Source organism: Enterobacter cloacae complex sp. CARB60, assembly GCF_036487345.1.
In the GTDB taxonomy this organism is placed as follows: domain Bacteria; phylum Pseudomonadota; class Gammaproteobacteria; order Enterobacterales; family Enterobacteriaceae; genus Enterobacter; species Enterobacter asburiae_D.
In genome coordinates this window covers 3,052,655-3,077,032 of record NZ_JAZKLC010000002.1, presented here as the reverse complement: position 1 = coordinate 3,077,032, position 24,378 = coordinate 3,052,655, and the positions used below count along the sequence as shown (strand labels likewise).

The window sequence follows — 24,378 nt, the reverse complement described above, 5'->3', positions numbered from 1 at the left end:
TTATGGCCATCGAAACTTTCACATGGTGCCCACGGATTAACGCGGAGGCTGATACAAGTTTTCGCGTCAGAAAAGCCCAGTTTGGCGATGGATATGAGCAGGTCTCAGGGGATGGATTGAACACCAGAACCCAGCAATGGACGCTCAACTTCACTGGCAACGAAAACTACATTTCGGCCATTAAATCTTTTCTCGACAGGCATGAAGGAACGAAAGCCTTTCAATGGAAGCCACCGCTCGAACCTTTGGGTTTGTATCGTTGCGAAACGTATAAACCCACCGGGCTTGGCGCGGGGAAATTCAACCTTGAAGCAACATTCATCCAGGCATTTAAACCATGAGCTTAAACGCAGATTATCAGAAGCTGGAATCCGGAAACGATGTTCGTCTGATTGAGGTGGACGGTTCTTCCTTTGGGCTTACGGACGTTCTCCGCTTTCACAATTACAGCATTCCCCACACAGAAGCGGAAATCATCGCCGCTGGTGGGGATGAGTCCAAGCTTCCGGCGAAACCAATCTGGTGGCAGGGAAATGAATATGCCGCCTGGCCATATCAACTGGAAGGTCTGGAGAAATCAACCAGTGGAAGCAATGCAACGCCATCCCTGACGGTTGCGAACATCGAAAGCTCCATTTCTGCCCTGTGTCTTGCGTATGACGATCTGCTGCAGGCGAAAGTCACTATTCACGACACAAAAGAGAAATATCTCGATGCCAGAAATTTCGCAGACGGCAACCCCACAGCAGACCCGACTCAGGAAAAGCTGCAGGTCTGGTATATCGACGGGAAAACGGGCGAGCTTGCCGGTGAAACCGTTGAATTTGTTCTGTCCAGCCCGATGGATCTGCAGGGGCAAATGATCCCGACGCGACAGCTTCATTCCCTGTGTACCTGGTGCATCCGGAATAAATATCGTACCGGCGACGGCTGCGACTATGCCGGCACCCGCTATTTCGACAAAAACAACAACCCGGTAAGCGATCCGTCGCTGGATGAATGCAACGGCACGCTGACGGCCTGCAAACTCCGATTCGGCGAAAATAACGAACTCTCGTTTGGTGGCTTCCCGGGCACGTCTTTGATCAGGAGTTGATATGCGTCAGAAAACCATCGATGCGATTATGGCGCATGCTGCAGCTGAATATCCTCATGAGTGTTGCGGCGTGGTGGCGCAGAAAAGCCGCGTTGAACGTTATTTCCCGTGCCGGAATCTTGCCGCGGCGCCGGAGGACAATTTTGTCCTCTGCCCCGAAGACTACGCAGCTGCTGAGGACTGGGGAACGGTGATCGCCATCGTTCACAGTCACCCTGACGCCACAACGCAACCGAGCGAACTGGATAAAGCGCAATGCGACGCAACGCTTTTACCCTGGCATATTGTGAGCTGGCCGGAGGGGGATTTACGCACCATCCAGCCGCGCGGAGAACTGCCGCTGCTGGAGCGTCCGTTTGTGCTTGGACACTTCGACTGCTGGGGGCTGGTAATGAGCTATTTCCGGCAAACGCATGGCATCGAACTCCATGATTACCGCGTCGATTATCCCTGGTGGGAAAACGACTATCCGGACAACTTCTATCAGGATTGCTGGTATGAGTGCGGATTCCGTGAATTCGACGGGCCACCGAAACCCGGCGATATGGTGATCATGCAGGTCCAGGCCGATAAGTGGAATCACGCGGGAATTCTGCTGGAGGGTAATATGCTGCTGCACCACCTGTACGGACATCTGAGCCAGCGCGTGCCGTATGGTGGCTACTGGCAGGAACGAACGATGAAGATTCTCCGTTACAAATCTCTGTGCTAACCTTTTGTAAAACGAAAAAAGGGGTTAGGGATATGAGGAAATTTCTTTCGATATTGGCGTGTAGCCTGATTATTGTTGGTTGCTCACCTTCGGAAAAGGATTTTATTGACATGGGGGAGTCCTTAGTTAAAGACACCCTAAAAGATCCGGATAGCGCTAAATTTGAATCATTCTTCCGTGATTTCGGTGAAAATACTGGATATGTTTGCGGTTATGTGAATGCTAAAAATTCATACGGCGCATACACGGGTAAAAAACCATATTATGTGCGGATTGAGGTCAAAGATGGAAAGGTCAATAATCATGGACCAATCATCATTATTAATGACCAAGACCAAAAGAAAATTGATTCTTATGAGTCAATCTGTCAAAAGGACTGATGTGCGATGAAAAAGATTATCCTCTCAATTTTTATCTTCCTGCAGATGGGGTGTTCTGTTTCCTCACTGGAAGAACAAAAACCTATTCTATCAGAGCATTCAACAAAAACTGTTGATGAGGTTAACCGTTGCCTTGCTCCTAAATGGGTAGAGCTACGATATTCAAGCTCCAGCATACCCACTGAGTCAGGGTACAAAATCACAGCATCAGACGATATATTCGGGGCTCTTTCAGTAGTGAATATCGATAAATCAGAAGCAGGCGGAAGCGATGTAAAAGTTTACGCCGTCGCAAAAGGATGGAACGATCACTGGGCCACGGCTGCCAGATCATGCCTTTGAAAAGTTAAAAATAAGCTAAGCCACCTTCGGGTGGCTTTTTTTATGGAGAAAGAAAATGTCAGAGGTAATGACCCGAATTGAACTTGGCGGTGTTTTGGGTAAAACCTACGGAAAGGTTCACCATCGATTAATACGCACAACGGCTGAGGCGATCAATTCTCTTACAAAAACTATAAACGGGCTAGAGAAATTCCTGATCACCAGCAAAGCAAGGGGACTGACTTACGCCGTCTTTAAAGATAAAAAAAATATCGGAAAAGATGATTTTGGTTTTCCCGTAACCGGTGAAGTTATTCGAATTGTCCCGGTTGTAATCGGAAGTAAAAAAGCTGGGGTATTACAGACAATTCTTGGCGCCGTGCTCGTCGTTGTTGGGGTAGCCATTGGCTATTTCTCAGGTGGCACTCTATCAGCAGTGGGATACGGGGCTGCGAAATTCGGTGCAGCCATGATGCTGGGAGGTGTTGTCCAAATGCTATCGCCTCAACCTGCAGGTCTGGCCAGCAAACAAAGTGCAGATAACCGTGCTTCCTACGCATTCGGTGGTGTAACAAACACCGCAGCGCAAGGCTATCCGGTACCGCTCCTATATGGCCGCCGGCGGATAGGCGGAGCGATTATTTCTGCCGGAATTTATGTCGAAGATCAGCAGTAGATAACTAACCTTTTTTCTGGCCACCTTCGGGTGGCTTTTTTATGGGCGCAATATGGCTACAGATAAAGTGTTAAAGGGCCGCAAGGGCGGCAGCTCCAGTTCACGAACCCCTACCGAACAGCCTGATGATCTGCAATCTGTAGCGAAGGCAAAAATCCTCGTTGCGCTTGGGGAAGGGGAATTTGCAGGGCAGCTAACCGGCAAAGATATCTACCTGGACGGAACGGCGCTGGAGAATGCCGACGGTTCTCAAAACTTTAGCGGCGTGACGTGGGAGTTTCGCGCGGGAACGCAGGCGCAAAAATATATTCAGGGTATTCCCGGTACCGAAAACGAAATCAGCGTGGGAACTGAGGTATCAAGCGCTACAGCATGGACGCGCACCTTTACCAATACGCAGCTTTCAGCAGTTCGCCTGCGTCTGAAATGGCCCTCGCTTTTCAAACAGGAGGACGACGGTGATCTGGTGGGTTACTCGGTCAATTATGCGATTGACCTGCAGACGGACGGCGGCACATGGCAGACGGTACTCAATACCAGCGTGACCGGCAAAACGACGTCTGGTTATGAGCGCAGCCACCGTATCGATTTACCGCAGGCTGGCAGCACCTGGACAATACGTCTGCGTAAGATTACCTCTGACGCCAACAGCGCGAAGATCGGCGACACGATGACGCTGCAGAGCTTCACCGAGGTGATTGACGCCAAACTGCGCTACCCGAACACCGCGCTGCTTTACATCGAATTCGACTCAAGCCAGTTTAACGGCTCTATCCCGCAGATCTCCTGCGAGCCCCGCGGCCGCGTTATCCGCGTTCCAGATACCTACGACCCTGAAACCCGCACTTATAGCGGTACATGGACCGGTGCGTTTAAGTGGGCATGGACGGATAACCCTGCGTGGATTTTTTACGATCTGGTTGTTTCTGACCGGTTCGGCCTCGGGCACCGTTTGACCGCTGCGAATATTGATAAATGGACGCTTTATCAGGTTGCCCAGTATTGTGATCAGATGGTACCAGACGGCAAAGGGGGCAACGGTACCGAACCACGTTATACCTGCAACGTGTACATTCAGGACCGGAATGACGCCTACACAGTCCTGCGTGATTTTGCCGCTATCTTCCGTGGCATGACCTACTGGGGTGGGGATCAGATTGTGGCCCTGGCTGACATGCCGCGCGATGTTGATTACAGCTACACGCGCGCTAACGTTGTTGGCGGTCGCTTCACCTATTCGAGCAGCACCACGAAAAGCCGCTACACCACAGCACTGGTTTCATGGTCAGATCCGGGGAACGCTTATGCCGACGCGATGGAGCCGGTATTTGAGCAGGCGCTGGTGGCGCGGTACGGCTTCAATCAGCTGGAAATGACAGCCATCGGCTGCACCAGGCAGTCAGAGGCGAACCGAAAGGGGCGCTGGGGTATTCTCACCAACAACAAGGATCGCGTTGTTTCGTTTGATGTCGGGCTGGACGGAAACATTCCGCAGCCGGGCTACATCATCGCCGTGGCAGACGAGCTGCTTTCCGGAAAAGTTATGGGCGGACGTATCAGCGCTGTTAACGGTCGCGTTATCAAACTTGACCGCGTGGCAGATGCAGCAGCAGGTTATCGCCTTATTCTCAACCTGCCTTCCGGAGCTTCGCAGAGCAGGACCATTCAGGCCGTGAACGGGGAATCAGTCACAGTCACCACGGCATACAGTGAGACGCCACAGGCCGAAGCTGTCTGGGTGGTTGAATCTGACGAGCTTTACGCGCAGCAGTATCGTGTTGTCAGCGTTTCCGATAACGATGATGGCACTTTCTCGATTACCGGCGCATGGCACGACCCGGATAAATATGCCCGTATCGATACCGGAGCCATCATTGACCAGCGGCCGGTGAGCGTGATCCCGCCTGGTAACCAGTCGCCGCCTGACAACATCGTGATCAGCTCGTTTTCCGTGGTGCAGCAAAATATCAGCGTCGAAACGATGCGCGTGAGCTGGGACCAGGCGCAGAACGCTATCGCCTATGAAGCGCAGTGGCGCCGCAACGACGGGAACTGGGTTAACGTGCCGCGCAGCTCAACCACGTCATTCGACGTCCCGGGGATTTATGCCGGGCGCTACCTGGTGCGCGTGCGCGCAATCAATGCCGCAGAAATTTCATCCGGATGGGGCTATTCAGAAGAGAAAACGCTGACGGGTAAAGTGGGCAATCCACCGAAGCCGGTTGGCTTCATCGCTTCTGAAAATGTGGTTTTCGGCATCGAGCTGAACTGGGGATTCCCGGCGAATACCGACGACACGCTGAAGACGGAAATTCAGTATAGCCTGACCGGTACCGAGGACGATGCAATGCTGCTGGCCGATGTGCCTTACCCGCAGCGCAAATATCAGCAGATGGGCCTTAAGGCTGGGCAGATTTTCTGGTACCGCGCGCAGCTGGTGGACCGCAGCGGCAACGAATCAGGGTACACAGAATGGGTGCGAGGACAGGCCAGCATCGATGTTTCCGACATCACAGACGTGATCTTGGAGGAAATTAAAGACTCCGATACCTTCAAGGACCTGATCGAGAACGCGGTGGACAGCAACGAAAAAATTGCTGGCATGGCTGACGACATCAAGCAGGCCAACGATGAACTTGAGCTGCAGGCGCAGGAAATCGCAAAAAACGCTCAGGACATCGGGGAGGTTCAGACCAGCGTTAATGAGCTTTCGAGCACGGTTGGTGATGTGTCGTCCTCTCTATCAGATCTTGAGCAGACCGTCGCCACGGCTGATACCGCGCTTGGCCAGCGAATCGACAGCATCAGCGTGTCTATGGACGGCATGACGGGCGGGGTTAAGAACTCAGCCATTGCCATTATCCAGAACGGGCTGGCGCAAGTGGCCACACGCAAAAGGCTTTCCGCGACGGTCGCCGGTAACAGTGCGCAGCTGGATCGTATTGATGAGGTAATCGTTAACGAGAAGGAGGCAACGGCGCGCTCTCTGCTGAGCCTGCAGACGGATGTCAACGGCAACAAGGCATCCATAAACAGCCTTAATCAGACGTTCTCCGACTATCAGCAGGCAACGGCCACGCAGATAAACGGCATTACGGCGACTGTGAACGGGCATACCTCCGCCATCACCACTAACGCTCAGGCGATAGCCAACGTTAATGGCGACCTCAGCGCGATGTATAACATCAAGGTTGGCGTTTCCAGCAATGGGCAGTATTACGCCGCTGGGATGGGGATCGGCGTGGAGAATACGCCATCCGGCATGCAGTCGCAGGTTATCTTCCTGGCTGACCGCTTCGCCGTCACCACGGCAGCCGGAAATAGCGTAGCTTTGCCGTTCGTGATCCAGAACGGGCAGACATTCATCCGGGCCAGCTTCATCCAGGACGGCACCATTGAGAACGCCAAAATTGGCAACTATATCCAGTCGAATAACTATGTGGCTGGATCGGCTGGCTGGAAGCTTGATAAAGGGGGAACGTTCGAAATCAACGGTGTGGCCGGGGGCGGGAGGATGCTGATATCGAGCACTCTCATTCGTATCTATGACAGCAACAACGTGCTGCGCGTCAGAATGGGGTTATGGTAATGCCACAGGGTTTGCAATGCTGGGACAGTGCAGGTCGGGTTGCAGTGGATTTAAGTGATTACGCGATCCGTTACATGGGCAGCGCAACGGTTTCGCTTGCTTCAGGAGAGACGTCAAAAAATGTCGCTTTTTCTGGCGCAACTCAGGACGGGACGTTTGTCACAATCGTTTCAACCGGCGTAACTGTAAACGAGTATTTTTGCCGCGCTTATAACGGTGGCTTTACTCTCTACTATCTCCCCACAGGCGGAAGTGCCGCAATCACTCTCAATGTTGAGGTTTATAACTTTCAATGAGCGGATTTGAAGTTTACAACAGCGACGGAAAACTGCTGGTGGATTCACAAAACAGATCGACCCTGTTTTATGATCAGCGCACGTTGGGTGCCGTCACCGATAAAGGCGCCTACCGCGTTAACAGCCCGTTTGGTGATGGTAGTACTCTCGGCTTTACTCCGCAGTCATTCTGGAATGACGGCCGTTTAAGGTGGCTGCAGTTGGGCACGAACAAATACGGTTTTCCTGGTGCTGATATGCTTGAAGATAATGCGGGTAGCATGATCCGAACTGCACGAAATATTAGCATGCAGAGTGGTTATCTCGATGTGTTTGATAGTGCCGGAACCCTTATCTGGAGCGCTGCTTCGGCCTCCAGGATGCCGAGAGTGGTTGGATTTTTTGATGTGCCAGCGAACTTTGACCTGCAGAACAATACCTTTTCAGTAAGTCTTGGCTTCAGCCCCTGGATACTGGTTAACAACTGCCCTGGAAATCTCAGCGATGATGGTACGGCTGTTGGGTATTCAGGGGTGGTGCTCAAATGGACTGGCTCTCAGCTGCAGGGCAGGTACATTTCAAATAATCAGCGTAACTGGAGCCAGACATTTCAGACGCGGGGGTTAAGAATCCCCATCGCTCAGTTTGTAGGAATTTGATGCAGGAGGAACGCGCGGGTAATGAGTCGAGATCATATCTTGTTTCACACCTTTTGATGAATTAAAGCGATAAACCACATCCAGCTTATCCGTTTTTTTATAGCAAATATTACTCAATCGTTTATTGATATGGCGGCTGAATATTCCGTTGCTACTGTCTGAAATAACTTCCACCTTTCTTGTGGCACAGTCGATATTGACGTGAATATCACCACCCAGTGATAAACGAGCGGCATCAACCGGGTAATCCATCTGGAATGCGTGATCTGTGTGTTTGTTAGTACATCCAGCCAGCAGCAATAGCGCTGCAGCAAATAAAAGTTTCATTTCGACATTCCTGTTTATGCGGGAACTTCCATTTTATTAGAGTTTAAAAAATAGTCAGATTGATATAAGCGATCAATTTTACATGATTGATCGCTTATATCGATCGTTATTATCGTGAGGTAGTTCATGCTTTATAACACTGGTACCATCGCAATTAACGGAAATACCGCAAACGGCACAGGCACAAACTGGACGGCGCCCGCCAGTCAGGTTCGCGCTGGCCAGACGATTATTGTCATGTCTAACCCGGTGCAGTTATTCCAGATCTCATCCGTGAACAGTGCCACGTCAATGACGGTTACGCCTGCTGCTTCCCCTGCGCTGAGCGGGCAGAAGTATGGAATTCTTGTATCTGACATTATTTCGGTTGATGGGCTGGCACAGGCGATGTCGCAGCTCATCAAAGAGTATGACGAGAATATTGGCGCATGGGAGACGTTTGCTACTACCTCAGCGAACCAGAGCATTACCGTAACCATCAACGGCACTGCTGTAACGATCCCCGGCATCGGGAAACTGGCGCAGAAAGGGAACGATGGTACGCTTGCAATTGCTGACGGTGGGACTGGTGCAAAGAATGCCTCCGACGCTCGTAAAAATCTTGAGCTGGGAGCGAATAATACCCCCTCATTCAACTCACTAAATATCAGAGCCGTTAATAGTGGTGGGCTTGGCATCGTGAATATCAGGCCGTTCGGCACCGATGATAATCCCAAAATGCAGCTCATTAGTCTTGCTGATGGTACGTGTCAGATCCATACATACGATTCAGCGGGTAATCGCAAACGCTACTTTTTTGCAGACCAGTACAGGCATGGGACAACAAACACAGACCGAACGATAGTAACTAATGGAGATTTTGGTTTAGGAGCTGGAGGTTCTTCTTATTCAACGCCGAGCAACCATGGACCAGAATCTTCGTTCATTGCTGGTTCATCATTGGGATGGATGCCGGGGGGGGCAGGATTCCAGGCTTCTTACGATTCGGCTCGAACCGGTCAATTGGTTGTGCAGCCAAATGGAAGCGTTGTGTTTCGATGGGTGCAAAATGGGTCAGAAACTCTGCCATCGACTACGCCGTGGATAACCCTCCAAAACTCTGGAACATCTGACATCAACTTTAAGACATTGACTGGTGACCTGGATTTAAATGAGTCACTAAGCAATATTTTAAAAATGGAGTTTAAAACATTCTTTTATAACGATGATGAAAACAAGACATCGCGCCGAGGCGTAGTAGCCCAGCAGATTGAAACCATAGATCCTGAGTATGTGCACTCGGCGGAAATGACAGGAATAATGACTCTTGATTCGACACCTCTGCTTATGGATGCTCTGGCAGCCATAAAGGCACTTAACGCAATGGTAGTCGAACTCCGTCAACAGGTTAGTGAGCTGAAACAGGGTGGATCTTGATATACCTGAAGACAGCATATTGAAACGAATTCTCTGAGAAAACCGCCGTCCGTCTTAAGAAAGAACGAGCGGCGGCTGGTTGCTCAGTGTTCATGCCCGAGCAAACATGGGGAATATTAACCGAGTAAAATTTAAAGGCCAACTTGGCGTACTGAAGGGAATTCAGATACCAGCCACATATCAGACTCTTCAAACATTTCCTCCAGCATACGGTTCAGCTTTTCTCTATCACTTTTGCTGGCATCGCTATTTAAACCGTTTGCCTGCATCGGTTTCACCTTCACTTCGGCATCAGGGAAAATCTGGTGCACCCGCTTCGTCAGCTCGGCCAGAATGATTTCTCTGGCCCCTTCGAGCCCTTCAACATTTCGCTTGTCATAAACCAGTTCTACGAACATACGTGCTCCGCCAATCACTGTTTGAATATACAGTATTTTTGCTTTGGCTTTTTTGTCTGTCAAGGCATGAGCCATTTGTTTTTTAATTTTGTGGAGCTTATTGCGGGTGAGCATGCTGCCTCTTTGGCATGCAGGGCCTATGCTGCCTGAGGTTGGCTAAAATTTTCTGTGGGGCATGGGTGGGGCAAAAGTGGTTTGTGAAGTTCGTTAAAGTTCGTTAATCAAGCTTTATCTCGATCTCGCTCATCCCTTGTTTAAAGCGCTCCTGGACGATCTTTATCGATTTTAAAAACTATGAGTTCATATTATACAAATGTAGCAAAAAAAGGTTTTGTACCTGAAAAGATGAACATTCTGCATAGCGCGTTTTGCGCAACAGGAATATATTGAAACGTTACTCGACAAACGATGCATAAGGTTTTCTATGACACAACAGCCACAAGCCAAATACCGCCACGACTACCGTGCGCCGGATTACCTGATTAGCGAAATCGATCTGACTTTTGACCTGGACGCCACTAAAACCGTTGTCACGGCGGTGAGCCAGGTGATGCGTCACAGCGCAACTGCGGTGCCGCTGCGTCTGGATGGTGAAGACCTGACGCTGGTCTCCCTGCATATTAATGATGAAGCCTGGTCGGACTATAAAGAAGAAAACAACCAGCTGGTCATCGACAACCTGCCGGAACAGTTTACGCTGCGCATCGTGAATGAAATCAGCCCAGCCGCCAACACCGCGCTGGAAGGGCTTTACCAGTCAGGCGTGGCGCTGTGTACCCAGTGTGAAGCGGAAGGGTTCCGCCACATTACGTGGTATCTCGACCGTCCGGACGTTCTGGCGCGCTTCACCACCAAAATCATCGCCGATAAAACCCTGTATCCCTTCCTGCTCTCCAACGGTAACCGCGTAGGCGAAGGCGAGCTGGAGAATGGCCGTCACTGGGTACAGTGGCAGGATCCCTTCCCGAAACCGTGCTACCTGTTTGCGCTGGTGGCGGGGGACTTCGACGTTCTGCGCGACACCTTCAAAACGCGCTCTGGCCGCGAAGTGGCGCTGGAGCTGTTTGTTGACCGCGGCAACCTTGACCGTGCGCCGTGGGCGATGACCTCCCTCATCAACTCTATGAAGTGGGACGAGGAGCGCTTCGGCCTCGAATATGACCTCGACATCTATATGATCGTCGCCGTCGATTTCTTCAACATGGGCGCAATGGAGAACAAAGGCCTTAACGTCTTTAACTCCAAATACGTGCTGGCGCGTACCGATACCGCAACGGATAAAGACTACCTCGATATCGAACGCGTCATCGGCCACGAATATTTCCACAACTGGACCGGTAACCGCGTCACCTGCCGCGACTGGTTCCAGCTGAGCCTGAAAGAGGGCCTGACCGTCTTCCGCGATCAGGAGTTCAGCTCCGATCTGGGTTCACGCGCGGTGAACCGCATCAACAACGTGCGCACCATGCGTGGTCTGCAGTTTGCGGAAGATGCTAGCCCAATGGCGCACCCGATCCGCCCGGATAAAGTCATCGAGATGAACAACTTCTACACCCTGACGGTGTACGAGAAGGGTGCTGAAATTATCCGCATGATCCACACCCTGCTGGGTGAGGAGAACTTCCAGAAAGGGATGCAGCTGTACTTCGAGCGTCATGACGGCAGCGCGGCCACCTGCGACGATTTTGTGCAGGCGATGGAAGATGCTTCTAACGTCGATCTCTCTCACTTCCGCCGCTGGTACAGCCAGGCCGGTACGCCGATTGTGACCGTTAAAGACGACTACAACCCGGAAACCGAGCAGTACACGCTGACCATCAGCCAGCGCACGCCGCCTACGGCCGAGCAGGAAGAGAAACATCCGCTGCACATTCCGTTCAGCATTGAGCTGTACGATAACGAAGGCAAAGTCATCCCGCTCCAGAAGGGCGGCCACCCGGTACACCACGTGCTGAACGTGACCCAGGCCGAGCAGACCTTTATCTTTGATAACGTCTACTTCCAGCCGGTGCCTGCGCTGCTGTGCGAATTTTCCGCGCCGGTGAAGCTGGAGTACAAGTGGAGCGATCAGCAGCTGACGTTCCTGATGCGTCACGCGCGTAACGACTTCTCCCGCTGGGATGCGGCGCAAAGCCTGCTGGCGACCTACATTAAGCTCAACGTAAACCGTCATCAGCAGGGCCAGCCGCTGTCGCTGCCTGTCCATGTGGCTGACGCGTTCCGCGCGATCCTGCTGGATGAGAAGATTGACCCGGCGCTGGCCGCTGAAATTCTGACCCTGCCGTCAGCGACTGAAATCGCCGAGCTGTTTGATATCATCGACCCGATTGCCATCGTGGCGGTGCGTGAAGCGCTGACCCGTACGCTGGCTGCAGAACTGGCCGATGAGTTCCTGGCGATTTATAACGCCAACAAGCTTGACGCTTATCGCGTTGAGCACGCCGACATTGGTAAGCGTTCTCTGCGCAATACCTGCCTGCGCTATCTGGCGTTTGGTGAAACCGAGCTGGCGAACACCCTGGTGAGCAAGCAGTATCACGAAGCGGATAACATGACCGACGCCCTGGCCGCGCTGGTTGCAAGCGTTGCCGCCGAACTGCCGTGCCGTGATGCGCTAATGCAGGAGTACGACGACAAGTGGCATAAGGATGGCCTGGTGATGGACAAGTGGTTCATCCTTCAGGCGACAAGCCCGGCGGAAGATGCGCTCAGCACCGTGCGCAGCCTGCTGAAGCATCGCTCCTTCACCCTGAGCAACCCAAACCGCGTGCGTTCTCTGATTGGCGCGTTTGCCAGCAGCAACCCGGCCGCGTTCCACGCCGAAGACGGCAGCGGTTATCAGTTCATGGTGGAAATGCTGACCGAGCTGAACAGCCGTAACCCGCAGGTGGCGTCCCGCCTGATTGAGCCGCTAATCCGTCTGAAACGCTACGACGCGAAGCGTCAGGCGAAGATGCGTGCCGCGCTTGAGCAGCTGAAAGGGCTGGAAAATCTTTCTGGTGATTTGTACGAGAAGATTGCTAAGGCACTGGCCTGATAGAAAGCTTAACCCTCCCTCTCCCTGTGGGAGAGGGCCGGGGTGAGGGCATCAGGCATTAGCCTTAGCTCGTTCTAACTCCGTACCCCCGCGCTTCATCACCCGATCCAACACCTCAGCCTCCAGCTCCGCCAGTCTTGCCGACCCCACGCGGCGAGGGCGCGGTATATCCACCGTCAGATCCAGGCCAATCTTCCCGTCTTCTATCAGCAGCACCCGGTCAGCCATCGCGACGGCTTCGCTCACGTCATGGGTGACCAGCAGTACCGTAAAGCCGTGCGCCTGCCACAGGGAACCAATCAAATCCTGCATTTCGATCCGCGTCAGGGCATCGAGCGCGCCGAGCGGTTCATCAAGCAACAGCAGGCCCGGACGGTGAATCAGCGCGCGCGCCAGCGCCACGCGCTGCTTCTGCCCACCCGAGAGGGCTGCCGGCCATTCACCCGCACGATTTTCCAGCCCAACGGCGGCCAGCGCCTGGCGGGCTTCATCCCGCCAGTTGCCCTTCAGACCGAGCCCGACATTGTCGATAACCGTTTTCCACGGCAGCAGGCGCGCGTCCTGAAACATCATGCGGGTATCGTCCTGAATATTCGAAAGCGGCGTCGTTCCTGCCAGAATGTCACCGCCGTTGGGGGCTTCGAGTCCGGCCAGAAGGCGTAGCAGAGTACTCTTGCCGCCGCCGCTGCGCCCGACAACGGCCACAAATTGTCCGGCGGGAATATGCAGATCCAGCCCGTTAAGAATAGTGTTTTCGCCGTAGCGTTTGGTCACGCCGTTCAGCAGTAACGGTGTTCCCTGGTTCAGTCGTGCTGTATTCATGCTTTCGCCTCCTGAAGGGTGTAGGCCGGGTTCCAGCGCAGCCAGCTGCGCTCCAGCCACTGGGCGCTAACGTCGGCGAGTTTGCCGAGCAGGGCATACAGGATGATGGCAACCACCACCACGTCCGTTTGCAGGAATTCGCGGGCGTTCATCGCCAGGTAGCCAATGCCTGAATTGGCCGAGATGGTCTCCGCCACAATCAGCGTCAGCCACATCAGGCCGAGCGCAAAACGCACCCCGACCATAATGGAGGGCAGAGCGCCCGGCAGGATCACGTGTATAAAGAGAGAAAAACCCGATAAGCCGTAGCTGCGCGCCATCTCGACCAGACCGCGATCGATGTTGCGGATGCCGTGCCAGGTGTTGATGTAGATCGGGAACAATGTGCCCAGCGCCACGAGGAAGATCTTGGCGCTCTCATCAATACCAAACCACAGGATAACCAGCGGGATCAGCGCCAGATGCGGCACGTTGCGCAGCATCTGAATGGAGGTATCCAGCAGCCGCTCGCCCCAGCGGGAAAGGCCGCTGATCAAGCCCAGAACCAGACCGATGCTGCCGCCAATGGAAAACCCTATCACGGCGCGCCAGGAGCTGATCGCCAGATGCTGCCACAGCTCACCGCTCACGCTCAGCGACCAGAACGCTTCTACGACGCCCTCCGGAGAGGGCAGAATGCGGCTCGACAGCCAGCCGGTGGACGACGCGAGCTGCCAGAGAGCCACAATGCCGACGGGTAAAAACCACGGCGCGGCGCGCAGCAGCCATTTTTGTGAGGTGGCAGACATGGTCACTCCTTAGCTCTGTGCGGCTTTGCGTGGAATAAACTCGTTCGCCACGGCTTCGCCCTGAAGCTGAAGCTGCTGCGGCTGCGGAATTTCCGGAATGTTGACATCCAGATGCGGGAATAACAGCTCGCCCACCTTGTACGCCTCTTCCAGATGCGGATAACCGGAGAGAATAAAGCTGTCGATACCCAGTTCAGCGTATTCGTTAATCCGGGCGGCTACGGTCGGTCCGTCGCCGACCAGCGCCGTACCCGCACCGCCGCGCACCAGGCCGACGCCCGCCCACAGGTTCGGGCTGATCTCCAGATTCTCACGCTTGCCGTTGTGCAGGGACGCCATTCGGTGCTGTCCGACGGAGTCGGTTTTGGCAAACGCGGCCTGGGCCTTCGCAATGGTCTCATCGTCCAGATGGGAAATCAGGCGGTCGGCGGCCTGCCAGGCTTCTTCATTGGTTTCACGCACAATCACGTGCAGGCGAATGCCGAAGCGCACCTTGCGGCCATGGGCGGCCGCTTTAGCGCGTACCTGGGCAATTTTATCTTTCACCAGCTCAGGCGGTTCGCCCCAGGTCAGATAGAGATCGACCTGCTCTGCCGCCAGATCCTGGGCCACATCCGACGATCCGCCAAAATAGAGCGGCGGGCGCGGCTGCTGCACCGGCGGGAAGTAGAGCTTCGCGTCGCGAACGTGAATATGTTTGCCTTCAAAGGTGACGGTTTCACCTTCGAGCAGACGTCGCCAGACGCGGGTGAACTCGGCGGAGGCTTCATAGCGCTCGGTATGGTCGAGGAACACCCCATCGCCCGCCAGCTCCTGCGGATCGCTGCCCGTCACCAGGTTAAACAGGGCGCGACCGTTGGACAGCCTATCCAGCGTTGCCGCCTGACGCGCCGCCACGGTGGGGGAGACTACGCTCGGGCGTAATGCAACCAGGAACTTCAGGCGCTGGGTGACCGGGATCATCGACGCGGCCACCAGCCAGGCATCTTCACATGAACGTCCGGTCGGGATCAGCACCCCGGTGAAACCGATTCGGTCCGCCGCCTGCGCAATCTGCTGCAGATAGCCATGGTCAACCGGGCGCGAGCCCTCTTCTGTACCAAGATAGTGTCCATCACCGTGGGTGGGTAAAAACCAGAAAAGATTCAGACTCATGATTTAGCTCCTTCTTTGCCAGCGGGCTGCCAGATGCGTTCGCGAATAGTGACCTGTTTTGGCACCAGGTGGTTTTGATAGAAAAGGTCAGCCGTTTGTTGCTGAAGCGCGGCGACGTGCGCGTCCACGGGCTTAATGGTGGTCGGCGGACGGTGGTTGAGATAGCTCGCAATCACCGGCTCAGGTAAGCCCATGGTTTTCGCCAGCAGGGCAATGCTCTCCTGACGCTGGGTCTGGGTCAGCGCATCGGCCTGGGTAAAGGTATTCAGTACGCCCTGAATAAATGCGCCGTTCTTTTCCGCATAAGGACGCGCGGCCAGGTAGAACGAGCCGGTCTGCTTCAGCGTGGTACCGTCTTTCAGCACGCGAACGCCGCCCTGCAGTAATGCGGCGGAGTAGTACGGATCCCAGATAGCCCAGGCATCAACGTTCTTCTGCTGGAACGCGGCGCGGGCGTCGGCAGGCGTCAGGTAAACAGGTTGAATGTCAGTGAACTTGAGCCCGGCTTCTTGCAGGGCGCGCAGCAGCAGGTTGTGTGAGCTGGAACCTTTCTGGAAAGCAACTTTATGCCCTTTAAGGTCGGCGACGCTTTTAATATCGCTGTTTTCAGGCACCAGAATCACTTCGGCCTTTGGTTTGGGCGGCTCAACGCCAACATAGACGAGGTCCGCTCCCGCCGCCTGGGCGAATATCGGCGGAATATCACCCGTGCTGCCGAGATCGATACTGCCAACGTTCAGGGCCTCAAGCATCTGCGGGCCAGCCGGGAACTCCACCCAGGAGAATTTGGTGTCCGGGAAGCGTTTTTCCAGAAGCTGGTGGCTTTTCGCCAGCACCATGCTGACGCTGCCTTTCTGGTAGCCAATGCGTAAACTTTCCGGAGCCGTTTCTGCGGCATGGGCCAGCGAGGTAAGCGCCATCAGACCTGCCAGGCCGATGCGGGTTAACGTTTTAAACATGTGCGACTCCTTGAGGCTGACCAAACGCCGGCGCCTGGATATCCCTGCGGTGCAGAGCGTGCCAGAAGGTTTCCAGGGCAGTATCGAGGCGGGTTTGCAGGTTCGGCGTAAAATGAGGTTTATGTTGATAATCGATAACCTGGGAGTCATCTGCGAAAACGCCGTGGAGGATCTCCTGCGCTTTCAGCGCGTTCAGCACCGGCTTCAGGGCATAATCCACGGCCAGTAAATGGGCAACCGTACCGCCCGTTGCCAGCGGCAGCACGACTTTGCCGTCCAGCGCGCGTTCAGGAAGCAGGTCGAGCAGGGTTTTCAGCGCCCCGGAAAAAGAGGCTTTATAAATGGGCGTTGCCACAATTAAGCCGTCAGCTCCGTTAAGCTGCTCAATGAGCGTTTTAAGCGCAGGGCTGTCGAAACGGGCATAGAGCAGATCTTCAGGTTCGAAGTTATGCAGGTTCCAGTGGCACACTTCCAAATCCAGGGCATTGAGTTTTTCGCGGGCATATTCCAGCAGGGCGCTGGAGCGCGAAGGGAATCGTGGACTTCCGGCCAGGGTAATGACGCGCATACTTCCTCCTTATAACTAATTGTTTGCTTTTATCTAACATTCATAACAATTTTCAGGAGTGTGACACCGCGCGGTTATTCCACTAAATGATTTATCTGCAATTAAAATGCGAAAAAGTGCATAAGAAATAGACAGGGAGGTAAACGATTGCGTTTTACGCTGGTTTTTTGCCGCAGGTCAATTCCCTTTCGCGCGTGGATCGCCCATAATCCCCTCCCGGTTTGCACACCGGGAATCCAGGAGAGTTCATGTACTACCCCTTCGTTCGTAAAGCCCTTTTCCAGCTCGACCCTGAGCGCGCTCATGAATTTACATTCCAGCAATTACGTCGTATTACCGGAACGCCTCTGGCCGCTCTGGTGCGTCAGAATGTGCCGGAAAAACCTGTGCAGTGCATGGGTCTGACCTTTAAAAATCCGCTGGGTCTGGCGGCGGGTCTGGACAAAAATGGCGAGTGCATTGATGCCCTGGGCGCTATGGGCTTTGGCTCCATTGAAATCGGTACCGTCACGCCGCGCCCGCAGCCGGGAAATGACAAGCCGCGCCTGTTCCGCCTGGTTGAAGCCGAAGGGCTGATCAACCGCATGGGCTTTAATAACCTCGGTGTTGATCACCTTGTTGAGAACGTAAAAAAAGCCCATTTTGACGGGATATTAGGCATCAATATCGGCAAAAATAAAGACACGCCGGTAGAGCAGGGTAAAGATGACTATCTGATTTGTATGGAAAAAGTCTACGCCTATGCCGGTTATATTGCGGTGAATATTTCTTCACCCAATACCCCGGGGCTGCGTTCCTTACAATATGGCGAAGCGCTGGACGATCTTCTGAGTGCCATTAAAAATAAGCAAAATGAACTCCAGACGATCCACCATAAATATGTTCCGGTCGCGGTTAAGATCGCCCCGGATCTTTCTGCCGAAGAATTGATCCAGGTTGCTGACAGTTTGGTTCGCCATAATATTGATGGTGTGATTGCGACCAATACCACCCTCGATCGTTCCCTCGTGCAGGGAATGAAAAACTGTGACGAAGCGGGTGGGTTAAGTGGACGTCCGGTACAATTAAAAAGCACCGAAATTATTCGCGCCCTGTCTGTGGAATTAAAAGGACGTCTGCCGATTATTGGCGTCGGTGGCATTGACTCAGTGATTGCTGCACGCGAGAAGATGGCGGCGGGTGCGTCACTGGTGCAAATCTATTCCGGCTTTATTTTTAAAGGACCACCGCTGATTAAAGAAATCGTTACTCATATCTAATCTTTTCTCTTAATCAGACAACCAGGGCTTTATTTCCAGCCCTGGTTGTTTTATATTCCGTCACTGTTGCTTATTTAAACATTATAGTCTTTTATTAATGGTGTTATAAACGAAGCGGCGATCAGGACAATTTTAGTACAGGATGTTTGGGGACGGGAGAGACACATGCGAATTAAACCTGACGATAACTGGCGCTGGTATTTTTGCGACGAGCATGATCGAATGATGCTCGATTTAGCCAATGGCATGTTGTTTCGTTCTCGTTTTGCCCGCCGAATGTTAACCCCTGACGCGTTTTCCCCGTCGGGCTTTTGCGTTGACGATGCGGCGCTTTATTTCTCTTTTGAAGAAAAATGCCGCGATCTGGTGCTCTCGAAAGAGCAGCGTGCCGAGCTGGTATTAAATGCGCTGGTGGCTATCCGCTTCCTGAAACCGCAAATGCCAAAAAGCTGGCATTTTCTTGCGCACGGTATGAGCTGGACCCCGGCAACGGGTGACGCGGCCAGCGTAAATCTGAGCGATACCGCAGAAGAGGTAAGCCTGCTGGTGGTTGAGCCAGGCGAAAATGCTGCGCTCTGCCTGCTGGCACAGCCCGGCGTAACCATTGCCGGGCGGACGATGCAGCTTGGCGATGCCATTAAAGTGATGAACGACCGGCTGAAGCCACAGCTGCGCGTAGATTCCTTCAGCCTCGAACAGGCGGTTTAAGCTTCCAGCTGTACGGACGTTTTCGGTATGCAGCTACAGCACAGGATTGTGCCGTCATTTCCAATTGCCGATTTTTTCAGCGCACTGACCTCTCCATCCACCAGCTTGATGCGGCAGCATCCGCAAATGCCTGCGCGACAGGAATAGGGTACGCGAATACCTGCCTGCTCCAGTTGCTCCAGTAATACCTGCTGGTTGTTGCCACGGATGACGTTGCCCTGCCAGTGAATATCTACCGCAGAAGCGACATTCGTCACAACGTCGACCATTTCTTCTTCCTGACCTGAGCCGTACACTCTTGCTGGCCCGCGGGCAAGGATCTCTACCTCATCACCGACGCGAATTGCACCGCTGGAGCGCGGGATCAGGTTCTGGCCGAAATCCACATCGCCGTTGTCCTGCGCGGTGCGGAACGACTGCAGCGTCTTCAGCGGTTCGCCGGATGGGTGCTTCTGGCCTTTCTCAGGGCTCACCGTGGTGAAAATGCAGCGGCTACAGGGTTTAACGACGTCAAAAATGACGCTGCCAATGCGGATCACTTTCCAGGTGTCTTCTTCCCAGGCGTCGACACCCGTCACCACCAGGTTAGGGCGGAACTGTTCCATCTGAACGCTGGCTTTGCAGCGGCCTTGTAAATCACGCAGCGAGGCTTCGTTAGTCAGCAGGAAAGGGAAGCCATCGGCGAAGGAGAGGGGAACGGCGTCGTGGCGCTTCACGCGACGCGTCGGTTCAGGCCCAACCCAGCGCAGCTGCACGTCGCGGGAGAAGAAACCGCTCAGCCAGCGGTTAATTTCATCCGGGGCGATGCGCGCGGTAAAATGATTGCCCCACACTTCCGTTGGCGCATCGACAGGCGCAAAATCAGCAAAGCGAATGACCGCACTGGAACCGTCCGGCGCGGTCAGATGCAAACCGTCATGAAGCGGGGAAGGGGTAAAGCGAACCATCTGCGGGAACTGGCGTGCGGTAATGAACGTGCCGTCAGGCTCGGTGACCATAAAAATACGATCGAAGGCAAATCCGCTCATGTCGGCCAGCGCGTGAGAGACGCCGATTCCGCGCATGGATTTCACCGGATGAATAAAAAGCCTGGATAACGTCGCCACTGCACACTCCCACAAGTGAAAATAAGCCTTCAACTTTATGACATACACGCCATATTAGCTATAATGCGCGACAATTTTCTAAGAGTAAAAGTGACGATATGAATTCTCTGTTTGCCAGTACGGCCCGTGGGCTGGAAGAGCTGTTAAAAACTGAACTGGAAAGCCTGGGCGCACAAGAGTGTCAGGTGGTTCAGGGTGGTGTCCATTTTGAGGGCGACACGCGGCTTATTTACCAGAGCCTGATGTGGAGCCGTCTGGCGTCGCGCATCATGCTGCCGATGAAGGAGTGCAAGGTCTATAGCGACCTGGACCTCTATACCGGCGTACAGATGATCGACTGGACAGAGATCTTCACGCCAAATGCCACCTTTGCGGTGCATTTCAACGGCGTGAACGACGAGATCCGCAACAGCCAGTACGGTGCCCTGCGCGTAAAAGACGCCATTGTGGACTGCTTCACGCGTAAAAATAAGGAACGTCCGAACGTCGATCGCGAAAATCCGGATCTGCGTATTAACGTCTGGCTCAACGGCGACACGGCGAGTATTTCTCTCGATCTGAGCGGCGCGGGCCTGCACCTGCGCGGCTACCGCGATCGTACCGGTATGGCGCCAATTAAAGAAACGCTGGCCGCCGCCATCGTCATGCGCTCCGGCTGGCAGCCGGGCACGCCGCTGCTCGATCCGATGTGTGGTTCCGGTACGTTGCTGATTGAAGCGGCCATGCTGGCAACCGACCGCGCGCCGGGCCTGCATCGCGGTCACTGGGGCTTTAAAGGCTGGGCACAGCACGATGAAGCGATCTGGAAAGAGGTCAAAGACGACGCGCAGACCCGCGCGCGCAAAGGTCTGGCAGATTACACCTCCCACTTCTACGGTTCGGACAGCGACCCGCGCGTCATTGAACGCGCGCGCAGCAACGCCCGTCGCGCCGGTATCGGCGAGCTGGTCACCTTCGAGGTGAAAGACGTGGCGAACCTGACCAACCCGCTGCCAAAAGGCCCGTACGGTACCGTGATCAGCAACCCGCCATACGGCGAGCGTCTGGACAGCGAGCCGGCGCTGATTGCCCTGCACAGCCTGCTGGGCCGCAATATGAAGGACTACTTCGGCGGCTGGAACCTGTCTCTGTTTAGCGCCTCGCCGGAGCTGCTGAGCTGCCTGCAGCTGCGTGCCGATCGCCAGTTTAAGGCGAAAAACGGCCCGCTGGACTGCGTGCAGAAGAACTACCATCTGGCGGAGAAAGCGGCAGACAGCAAGCCATCCGGCGTGGCGGAGGATTACGCCAACCGCCTGCGCAAGAACCTGAAGAAATATGAGAAGTGGGCGAAGCAGGAAGGGATTGAATGCTACCGCCTGTACGACGCCGACCTGCCGGAGTACAACGTGGCGGTTGACCGCTACGCGGACTGGGTGGTGATTCAGGAATATGCTCCACCGAAAACCATCGATGCGCAAAAAGCGCGTCAGCGCATGCTGGACGTCATTGCGGCGACCATCGCCGTGCTCGGCATCACGCCAAACAAACTGGTGCTGAAAACCCGCGAGCGGCAGAAAGGGAAAAACCAGTACCAGAAGATGAATGAGAAGGGCGATTTTATCGAAGTGGGCGAGTACAACGCCCGCCTGTGGGTAAACCTGACCGACTATCTGGATACCGGCCTGTTCCTGGACCACCGTATCGCCCGTCGCATGCTGGGCCAGATGAGCAAGGGCAAAGATTTCCTCAACCTGTTCTCCTATACCGGCAGCGCGAGCGTGCATGCGGGTCTGGGCGGCGCGCGGAGCACCACCACGGTGGATATGTCCCGCACCTATCTGGAATGGGCGGAGCGCAACCTGCGTCTTAACGGTTTAACCGGACGTCAGCATCGCCTGATGCAGGCCGACGTGCTGGGCTGGCTGCGTGAAACCGACGAGCAGTTCGATCTGATCTTTATCGATCCGCCGACCTTCTCTAACTCCAAGCGTATGGAAGATAGCTTTGACGTACAGCGCGATCACCTGCGCCTGATGACCGACCTGAAGCGCCTGCTGCGCAAGGGCGGCACCATTATGTTCTCGAACAACAAACGCGGCTTCCGTATGGATCATGACGGTTTAGCAGCCCTGGGACTGAAAGCACAAGAAATCAGCCAAAAAACGCTGTCTCAGGACTTTGCCCGTAACCGTCAAATTCATAACTGCTGGTTGATTACCGCGGTCTGAAAGGAAAAATAAATGTCATTAATTAGCATGCACGGCGCGTGGCTCTCTTTTAGCGATGCGCCACTTCTCGATGATACTGAACTGCATATTGAAGACAACGAACGCGTCTGTCTTGTAGGCCGTAACGGCGCGGGTAAATCCACGCTGATGAAAATCCTCAACCGTGAACAGGGCCTGGATGACGGGCGCATTGTTTACGAACAGGATCTGATTGTTTCCCGTCTGCAGCAGGACCCTCCTCGTAACGTGGCGGGTACCGTTTATGATTTCGTTGCAGAAGGGATTTCTGAGCAGGCTGAATACCTGAAGGGCTATCACGAAATTTCACATCTGGTGATGACCGACCCAAGTGAAAAAAATCTCAATGAGATGGCGCGTCTGCAGGAGCTTCTGGATCATCACGGTCTGTGGCAGCTTGAAAGCCGTATCACCGAAGTGCTGGATCAGTTAGGTCTGGATGCGGATATGGAGCTGTCGGCGCTCTCCGGCGGCTGGCTGCGTAAAGCGGCTCTTGGCCGCGCGCTGGTCAGCGGCCCGAAGGTGCTGTTGCTGGATGAACCGACCAACCACCTGGATATTGAAGCGATTGACTGGCTGGAAGGGTTCCTGAAGACCTTTAACGGCACCATTATTTTCATCTCACACGACCGTTCGTTTATCCGCAACATGGCGACGCGTATTGTCGATCTCGATCGCGGCAAGCTGGTGACTTATCCTGGCGATTACGATACCTATCTGCTGGAAAAAGAAGAAAACCTGCGCGTGGAAGAGCTGCAAAATGCGGAGTTCGACCGCAAGTTGGCACAGGAAGAGGTCTGGATCCGTCAGGGTATCAAAGCCCGCCGTACTCGTAACGAAGGCCGCGTGCGTGCCCTGAAGGCGATGCGTAACGAGCGCAGCGCTCGTCGTGAAGTGATGGGCAGCGCGAAGATGCAGGTCGAAGAGGCATCCCGCTCCGGTAAGATCGTCTTTGAAATGGAAAATGTCGATTACCAGGTCGATGGAAAAGTTCTGGTGAAAGACTTCTCCGCTCAGGTGCAGCGTGGCGATAAAATTGCCCTCATTGGCCCGAACGGCTGTGGTAAAACCACGCTGCTCAAGCTGATGCTCGGTCAGCTGCAGGCTGACAGCGGCCGTGTTCACTGCGGGACCAAGCTGGAGGTCGCCTACTTTGACCAGCACCGTGCAGAGCTGGACCCAGACAGAACGGTAATGGATAACCTTGCTGAAGGTAAGCAAGAGGTGATGGTTAACGGTAAACCGCGCCACGTGCTGGGCTATCTGCAGGACTTCCTGTTCCATCCGAAACGTGCAATGACCCCGGTGCGTGCGTTGTCAGGCGGGGAGCGAAATCGTCTGCTGCTGGCGCGTTTGTTCCTGAAACCGAGTAACCTGTTGATTCTCGATGAACCAACGAACGACCTGGATGTCGAAACGCTGGAACTGCTCGAAGAACTGATTGACGGCTATCAGGGTACCGTGATGCTGGTCAGCCACGATCGTCAGTTCGTTGATAACACCGTGACCGAGTGCTGGATCTTCGAAGGTGAAGGGCGAATTGGACAGTACGTCGGCGGTTATCACGATGCAAAAGGGCAGCAATCGCAGTCTCTGGCGCAGAAACAGTCAAAGTCCAAAACAGGTTCTGAACCTGCTGTAACAAAAGCAGAAACTGTCAAGAAAACCTCGGCTAAACTAAGTTATAACCTGCAGCGCGAACTGGAGGGGCTACCTCAGCGTCTGGAAGAGCTGGAGAATGCGCTTGAGGATCTGCAAAAACAGGTTGCTGATGCGTCATTCTTTACCCAATCGCATGACTATACTCAGAAAGTACTGGCTGAACTGTCCGCGGCTGAAAAGGCCCTGGAAGAAGCATTTGAGCGCTGGGAGTACCTTGAGTCTCTGAAGAACGGCGCATAA

Annotated in this window: 23 protein-coding genes; 15 read left to right on the top strand and 8 right to left on the bottom strand. The window is 54.1% G+C overall.

Annotation, left to right across the window (positions count from 1 at the left end; all coding sequences use genetic code 11):
• Positions 1-2: 2 nt before the first annotated feature.
• From V4835_RS15820 to V4835_RS15780, 9 genes are read left to right on the top strand one after another with little or no spacing between them, the layout of a single operon-like run.
• Entirely contained in the window at positions 3-341 is a 339-nt protein-coding gene (locus tag V4835_RS15820) for a phage tail protein (protein WP_331412778.1), read from the top strand.
• Positions 338-1,096, top strand: a complete 759-nt coding sequence (locus V4835_RS15815) for a phage minor tail protein L (RefSeq protein ID WP_045407314.1) — start codon at positions 338-340, stop codon at positions 1,094-1,096. The genes V4835_RS15820 and V4835_RS15815 overlap by 4 nt, the downstream gene beginning before the upstream one ends.
• 1 nt (position 1,097) lies before the next feature.
• Complete coding sequence (locus V4835_RS15810; protein WP_059290922.1) at positions 1,098-1,808, top strand: C40 family peptidase; 711 nt, start codon at positions 1,098-1,100, stop codon at positions 1,806-1,808.
• A 32-nt stretch (positions 1,809-1,840) separates the two neighbouring features.
• Positions 1,841-2,188 carry a hypothetical protein gene (locus V4835_RS15805; RefSeq protein WP_063132024.1) on the top strand — a complete coding sequence of 116 codons (348 nt, stop codon included), beginning with the start codon at positions 1,841-1,843 and terminating at the stop codon, positions 2,186-2,188.
• Positions 2,189-2,194: 6 nt separating this feature from the next.
• Positions 2,195-2,530: a hypothetical protein gene (locus V4835_RS15800; protein WP_139946175.1), complete on the top strand. Its 336-nt coding sequence runs from the start codon at positions 2,195-2,197 to the stop codon at positions 2,528-2,530.
• A gap of 55 nt (positions 2,531-2,585) precedes the next feature.
• Positions 2,586-3,185, top strand: coding sequence for a tail assembly protein (locus V4835_RS15795; protein ID WP_000005717.1), 600 nt, complete (start codon positions 2,586-2,588; stop codon positions 3,183-3,185).
• Between the two features lie 52 nt (positions 3,186-3,237).
• Positions 3,238-6,774, top strand: a complete 3,537-nt coding sequence (locus V4835_RS15790) for a host specificity protein J (protein ID WP_331412772.1) — start codon at positions 3,238-3,240, stop codon at positions 6,772-6,774.
• Positions 6,768-7,070, top strand: coding sequence for a hypothetical protein (locus V4835_RS15785; protein WP_016042153.1), 303 nt, complete (start codon positions 6,768-6,770; stop codon positions 7,068-7,070). The genes V4835_RS15790 and V4835_RS15785 overlap by 7 nt, the downstream gene beginning before the upstream one ends.
• Entirely contained in the window at positions 7,067-7,708 is a 642-nt protein-coding gene (locus V4835_RS15780) for a hypothetical protein (protein WP_331412770.1), read from the top strand. The genes V4835_RS15785 and V4835_RS15780 overlap by 4 nt, the downstream gene beginning before the upstream one ends.
• On the opposite strand, the gene V4835_RS15775 is transcribed toward V4835_RS15780, so the two are convergent.
• On the bottom strand, positions 7,673-8,035 hold the full coding sequence (locus V4835_RS15775; protein WP_331412768.1) for a hypothetical protein: 363 nt from the start codon (positions 8,033-8,035) through the stop codon (positions 7,673-7,675). The genes V4835_RS15780 and V4835_RS15775 overlap by 36 nt on opposite strands.
• Before the next feature lie 126 nt (positions 8,036-8,161).
• On the opposite strand from V4835_RS15775, the gene V4835_RS15770 reads away from it, so the two are divergent.
• The gene (locus V4835_RS15770) at positions 8,162-9,451 is read left to right on the top strand and encodes a tail fiber domain-containing protein (protein ID WP_331412766.1); all 1,290 of its coding nucleotides are present in this window, start codon (positions 8,162-8,164) and stop codon (positions 9,449-9,451) included.
• Positions 9,452-9,582: 131 nt separating this feature from the next.
• Here V4835_RS15770 and V4835_RS15765 read toward each other — a convergent pair whose 3' ends face one another.
• Positions 9,583-9,849 carry a DinI family protein gene (locus V4835_RS15765; RefSeq protein WP_058671334.1) on the bottom strand — a complete coding sequence of 89 codons (267 nt, stop codon included), beginning with the start codon at positions 9,847-9,849 and terminating at the stop codon, positions 9,583-9,585.
• 424 nt (positions 9,850-10,273) lie between these two features.
• Between V4835_RS15765 and pepN the strand changes: the two genes are divergently transcribed.
• Complete coding sequence (gene pepN, locus V4835_RS15760) at positions 10,274-12,886, top strand: aminopeptidase N (protein ID WP_331412765.1); 2,613 nt, start codon at positions 10,274-10,276, stop codon at positions 12,884-12,886.
• A gap of 51 nt (positions 12,887-12,937) precedes the next feature.
• Here pepN and ssuB read toward each other — a convergent pair whose 3' ends face one another.
• From ssuB to ssuE, 5 genes are read right to left on the bottom strand one after another with little or no spacing between them, the layout of a single operon-like run.
• Complete coding sequence (gene ssuB, locus V4835_RS15755) at positions 12,938-13,708, bottom strand: aliphatic sulfonates ABC transporter ATP-binding protein (protein ID WP_331412763.1); 771 nt, start codon at positions 13,706-13,708, stop codon at positions 12,938-12,940.
• Complete coding sequence (gene ssuC / locus V4835_RS15750; protein WP_023311016.1) at positions 13,705-14,496, bottom strand: aliphatic sulfonate ABC transporter permease SsuC; 792 nt, start codon at positions 14,494-14,496, stop codon at positions 13,705-13,707. Before ssuC ends, ssuB begins: the two co-directional genes overlap by 4 nt.
• A gap of 9 nt (positions 14,497-14,505) precedes the next feature.
• Positions 14,506-15,651 (bottom strand): FMNH2-dependent alkanesulfonate monooxygenase, encoded by a 1,146-nt coding sequence (ssuD, locus tag V4835_RS15745; RefSeq protein ID WP_331412761.1) that lies wholly within the window; start codon positions 15,649-15,651, stop codon positions 14,506-14,508.
• Positions 15,648-16,610, bottom strand: coding sequence for a sulfonate ABC transporter substrate-binding protein (locus V4835_RS15740; RefSeq protein ID WP_331412759.1), 963 nt, complete (start codon positions 16,608-16,610; stop codon positions 15,648-15,650). Before V4835_RS15740 ends, ssuD begins: the two co-directional genes overlap by 4 nt.
• Positions 16,603-17,178: an NADPH-dependent FMN reductase gene (ssuE, locus tag V4835_RS15735; RefSeq protein WP_331412757.1), complete on the bottom strand. Its 576-nt coding sequence runs from the start codon at positions 17,176-17,178 to the stop codon at positions 16,603-16,605. Before ssuE ends, V4835_RS15740 begins: the two co-directional genes overlap by 8 nt.
• Before the next feature lie 248 nt (positions 17,179-17,426).
• On the opposite strand from ssuE, the gene pyrD reads away from it, so the two are divergent.
• Complete coding sequence (gene pyrD, locus V4835_RS15730; RefSeq protein WP_063143992.1) at positions 17,427-18,437, top strand: quinone-dependent dihydroorotate dehydrogenase; 1,011 nt, start codon at positions 17,427-17,429, stop codon at positions 18,435-18,437.
• 165 nt (positions 18,438-18,602) lie between these two features.
• A complete protein-coding gene (zapC, locus tag V4835_RS15725; protein ID WP_023311020.1) occupies positions 18,603-19,145 on the top strand; it encodes a cell division protein ZapC in 543 nt (180 codons plus the stop codon).
• Here zapC and V4835_RS15720 read toward each other — a convergent pair.
• Complete coding sequence (locus tag V4835_RS15720; protein WP_331412756.1) at positions 19,142-20,251, bottom strand: YcbX family protein; 1,110 nt, start codon at positions 20,249-20,251, stop codon at positions 19,142-19,144. The genes zapC and V4835_RS15720 overlap by 4 nt on opposite strands.
• A 98-nt stretch (positions 20,252-20,349) precedes the next feature.
• Between V4835_RS15720 and rlmKL the strand changes: the two genes are divergently transcribed.
• Both rlmKL and V4835_RS15710 read left to right on the top strand, forming a co-directional pair.
• The gene (rlmKL, locus tag V4835_RS15715; protein ID WP_331412755.1) at positions 20,350-22,458 is read left to right on the top strand and encodes a bifunctional 23S rRNA (guanine(2069)-N(7))-methyltransferase RlmK/23S rRNA (guanine(2445)-N(2))-methyltransferase RlmL; all 2,109 of its coding nucleotides are present in this window, start codon (positions 20,350-20,352) and stop codon (positions 22,456-22,458) included.
• A 12-nt stretch (positions 22,459-22,470) separates the two neighbouring features.
• Positions 22,471-24,378 carry an ABC transporter ATP-binding protein gene (locus tag V4835_RS15710; protein ID WP_063143988.1) on the top strand — a complete coding sequence of 636 codons (1,908 nt, stop codon included), beginning with the start codon at positions 22,471-22,473 and terminating at the stop codon, positions 24,376-24,378.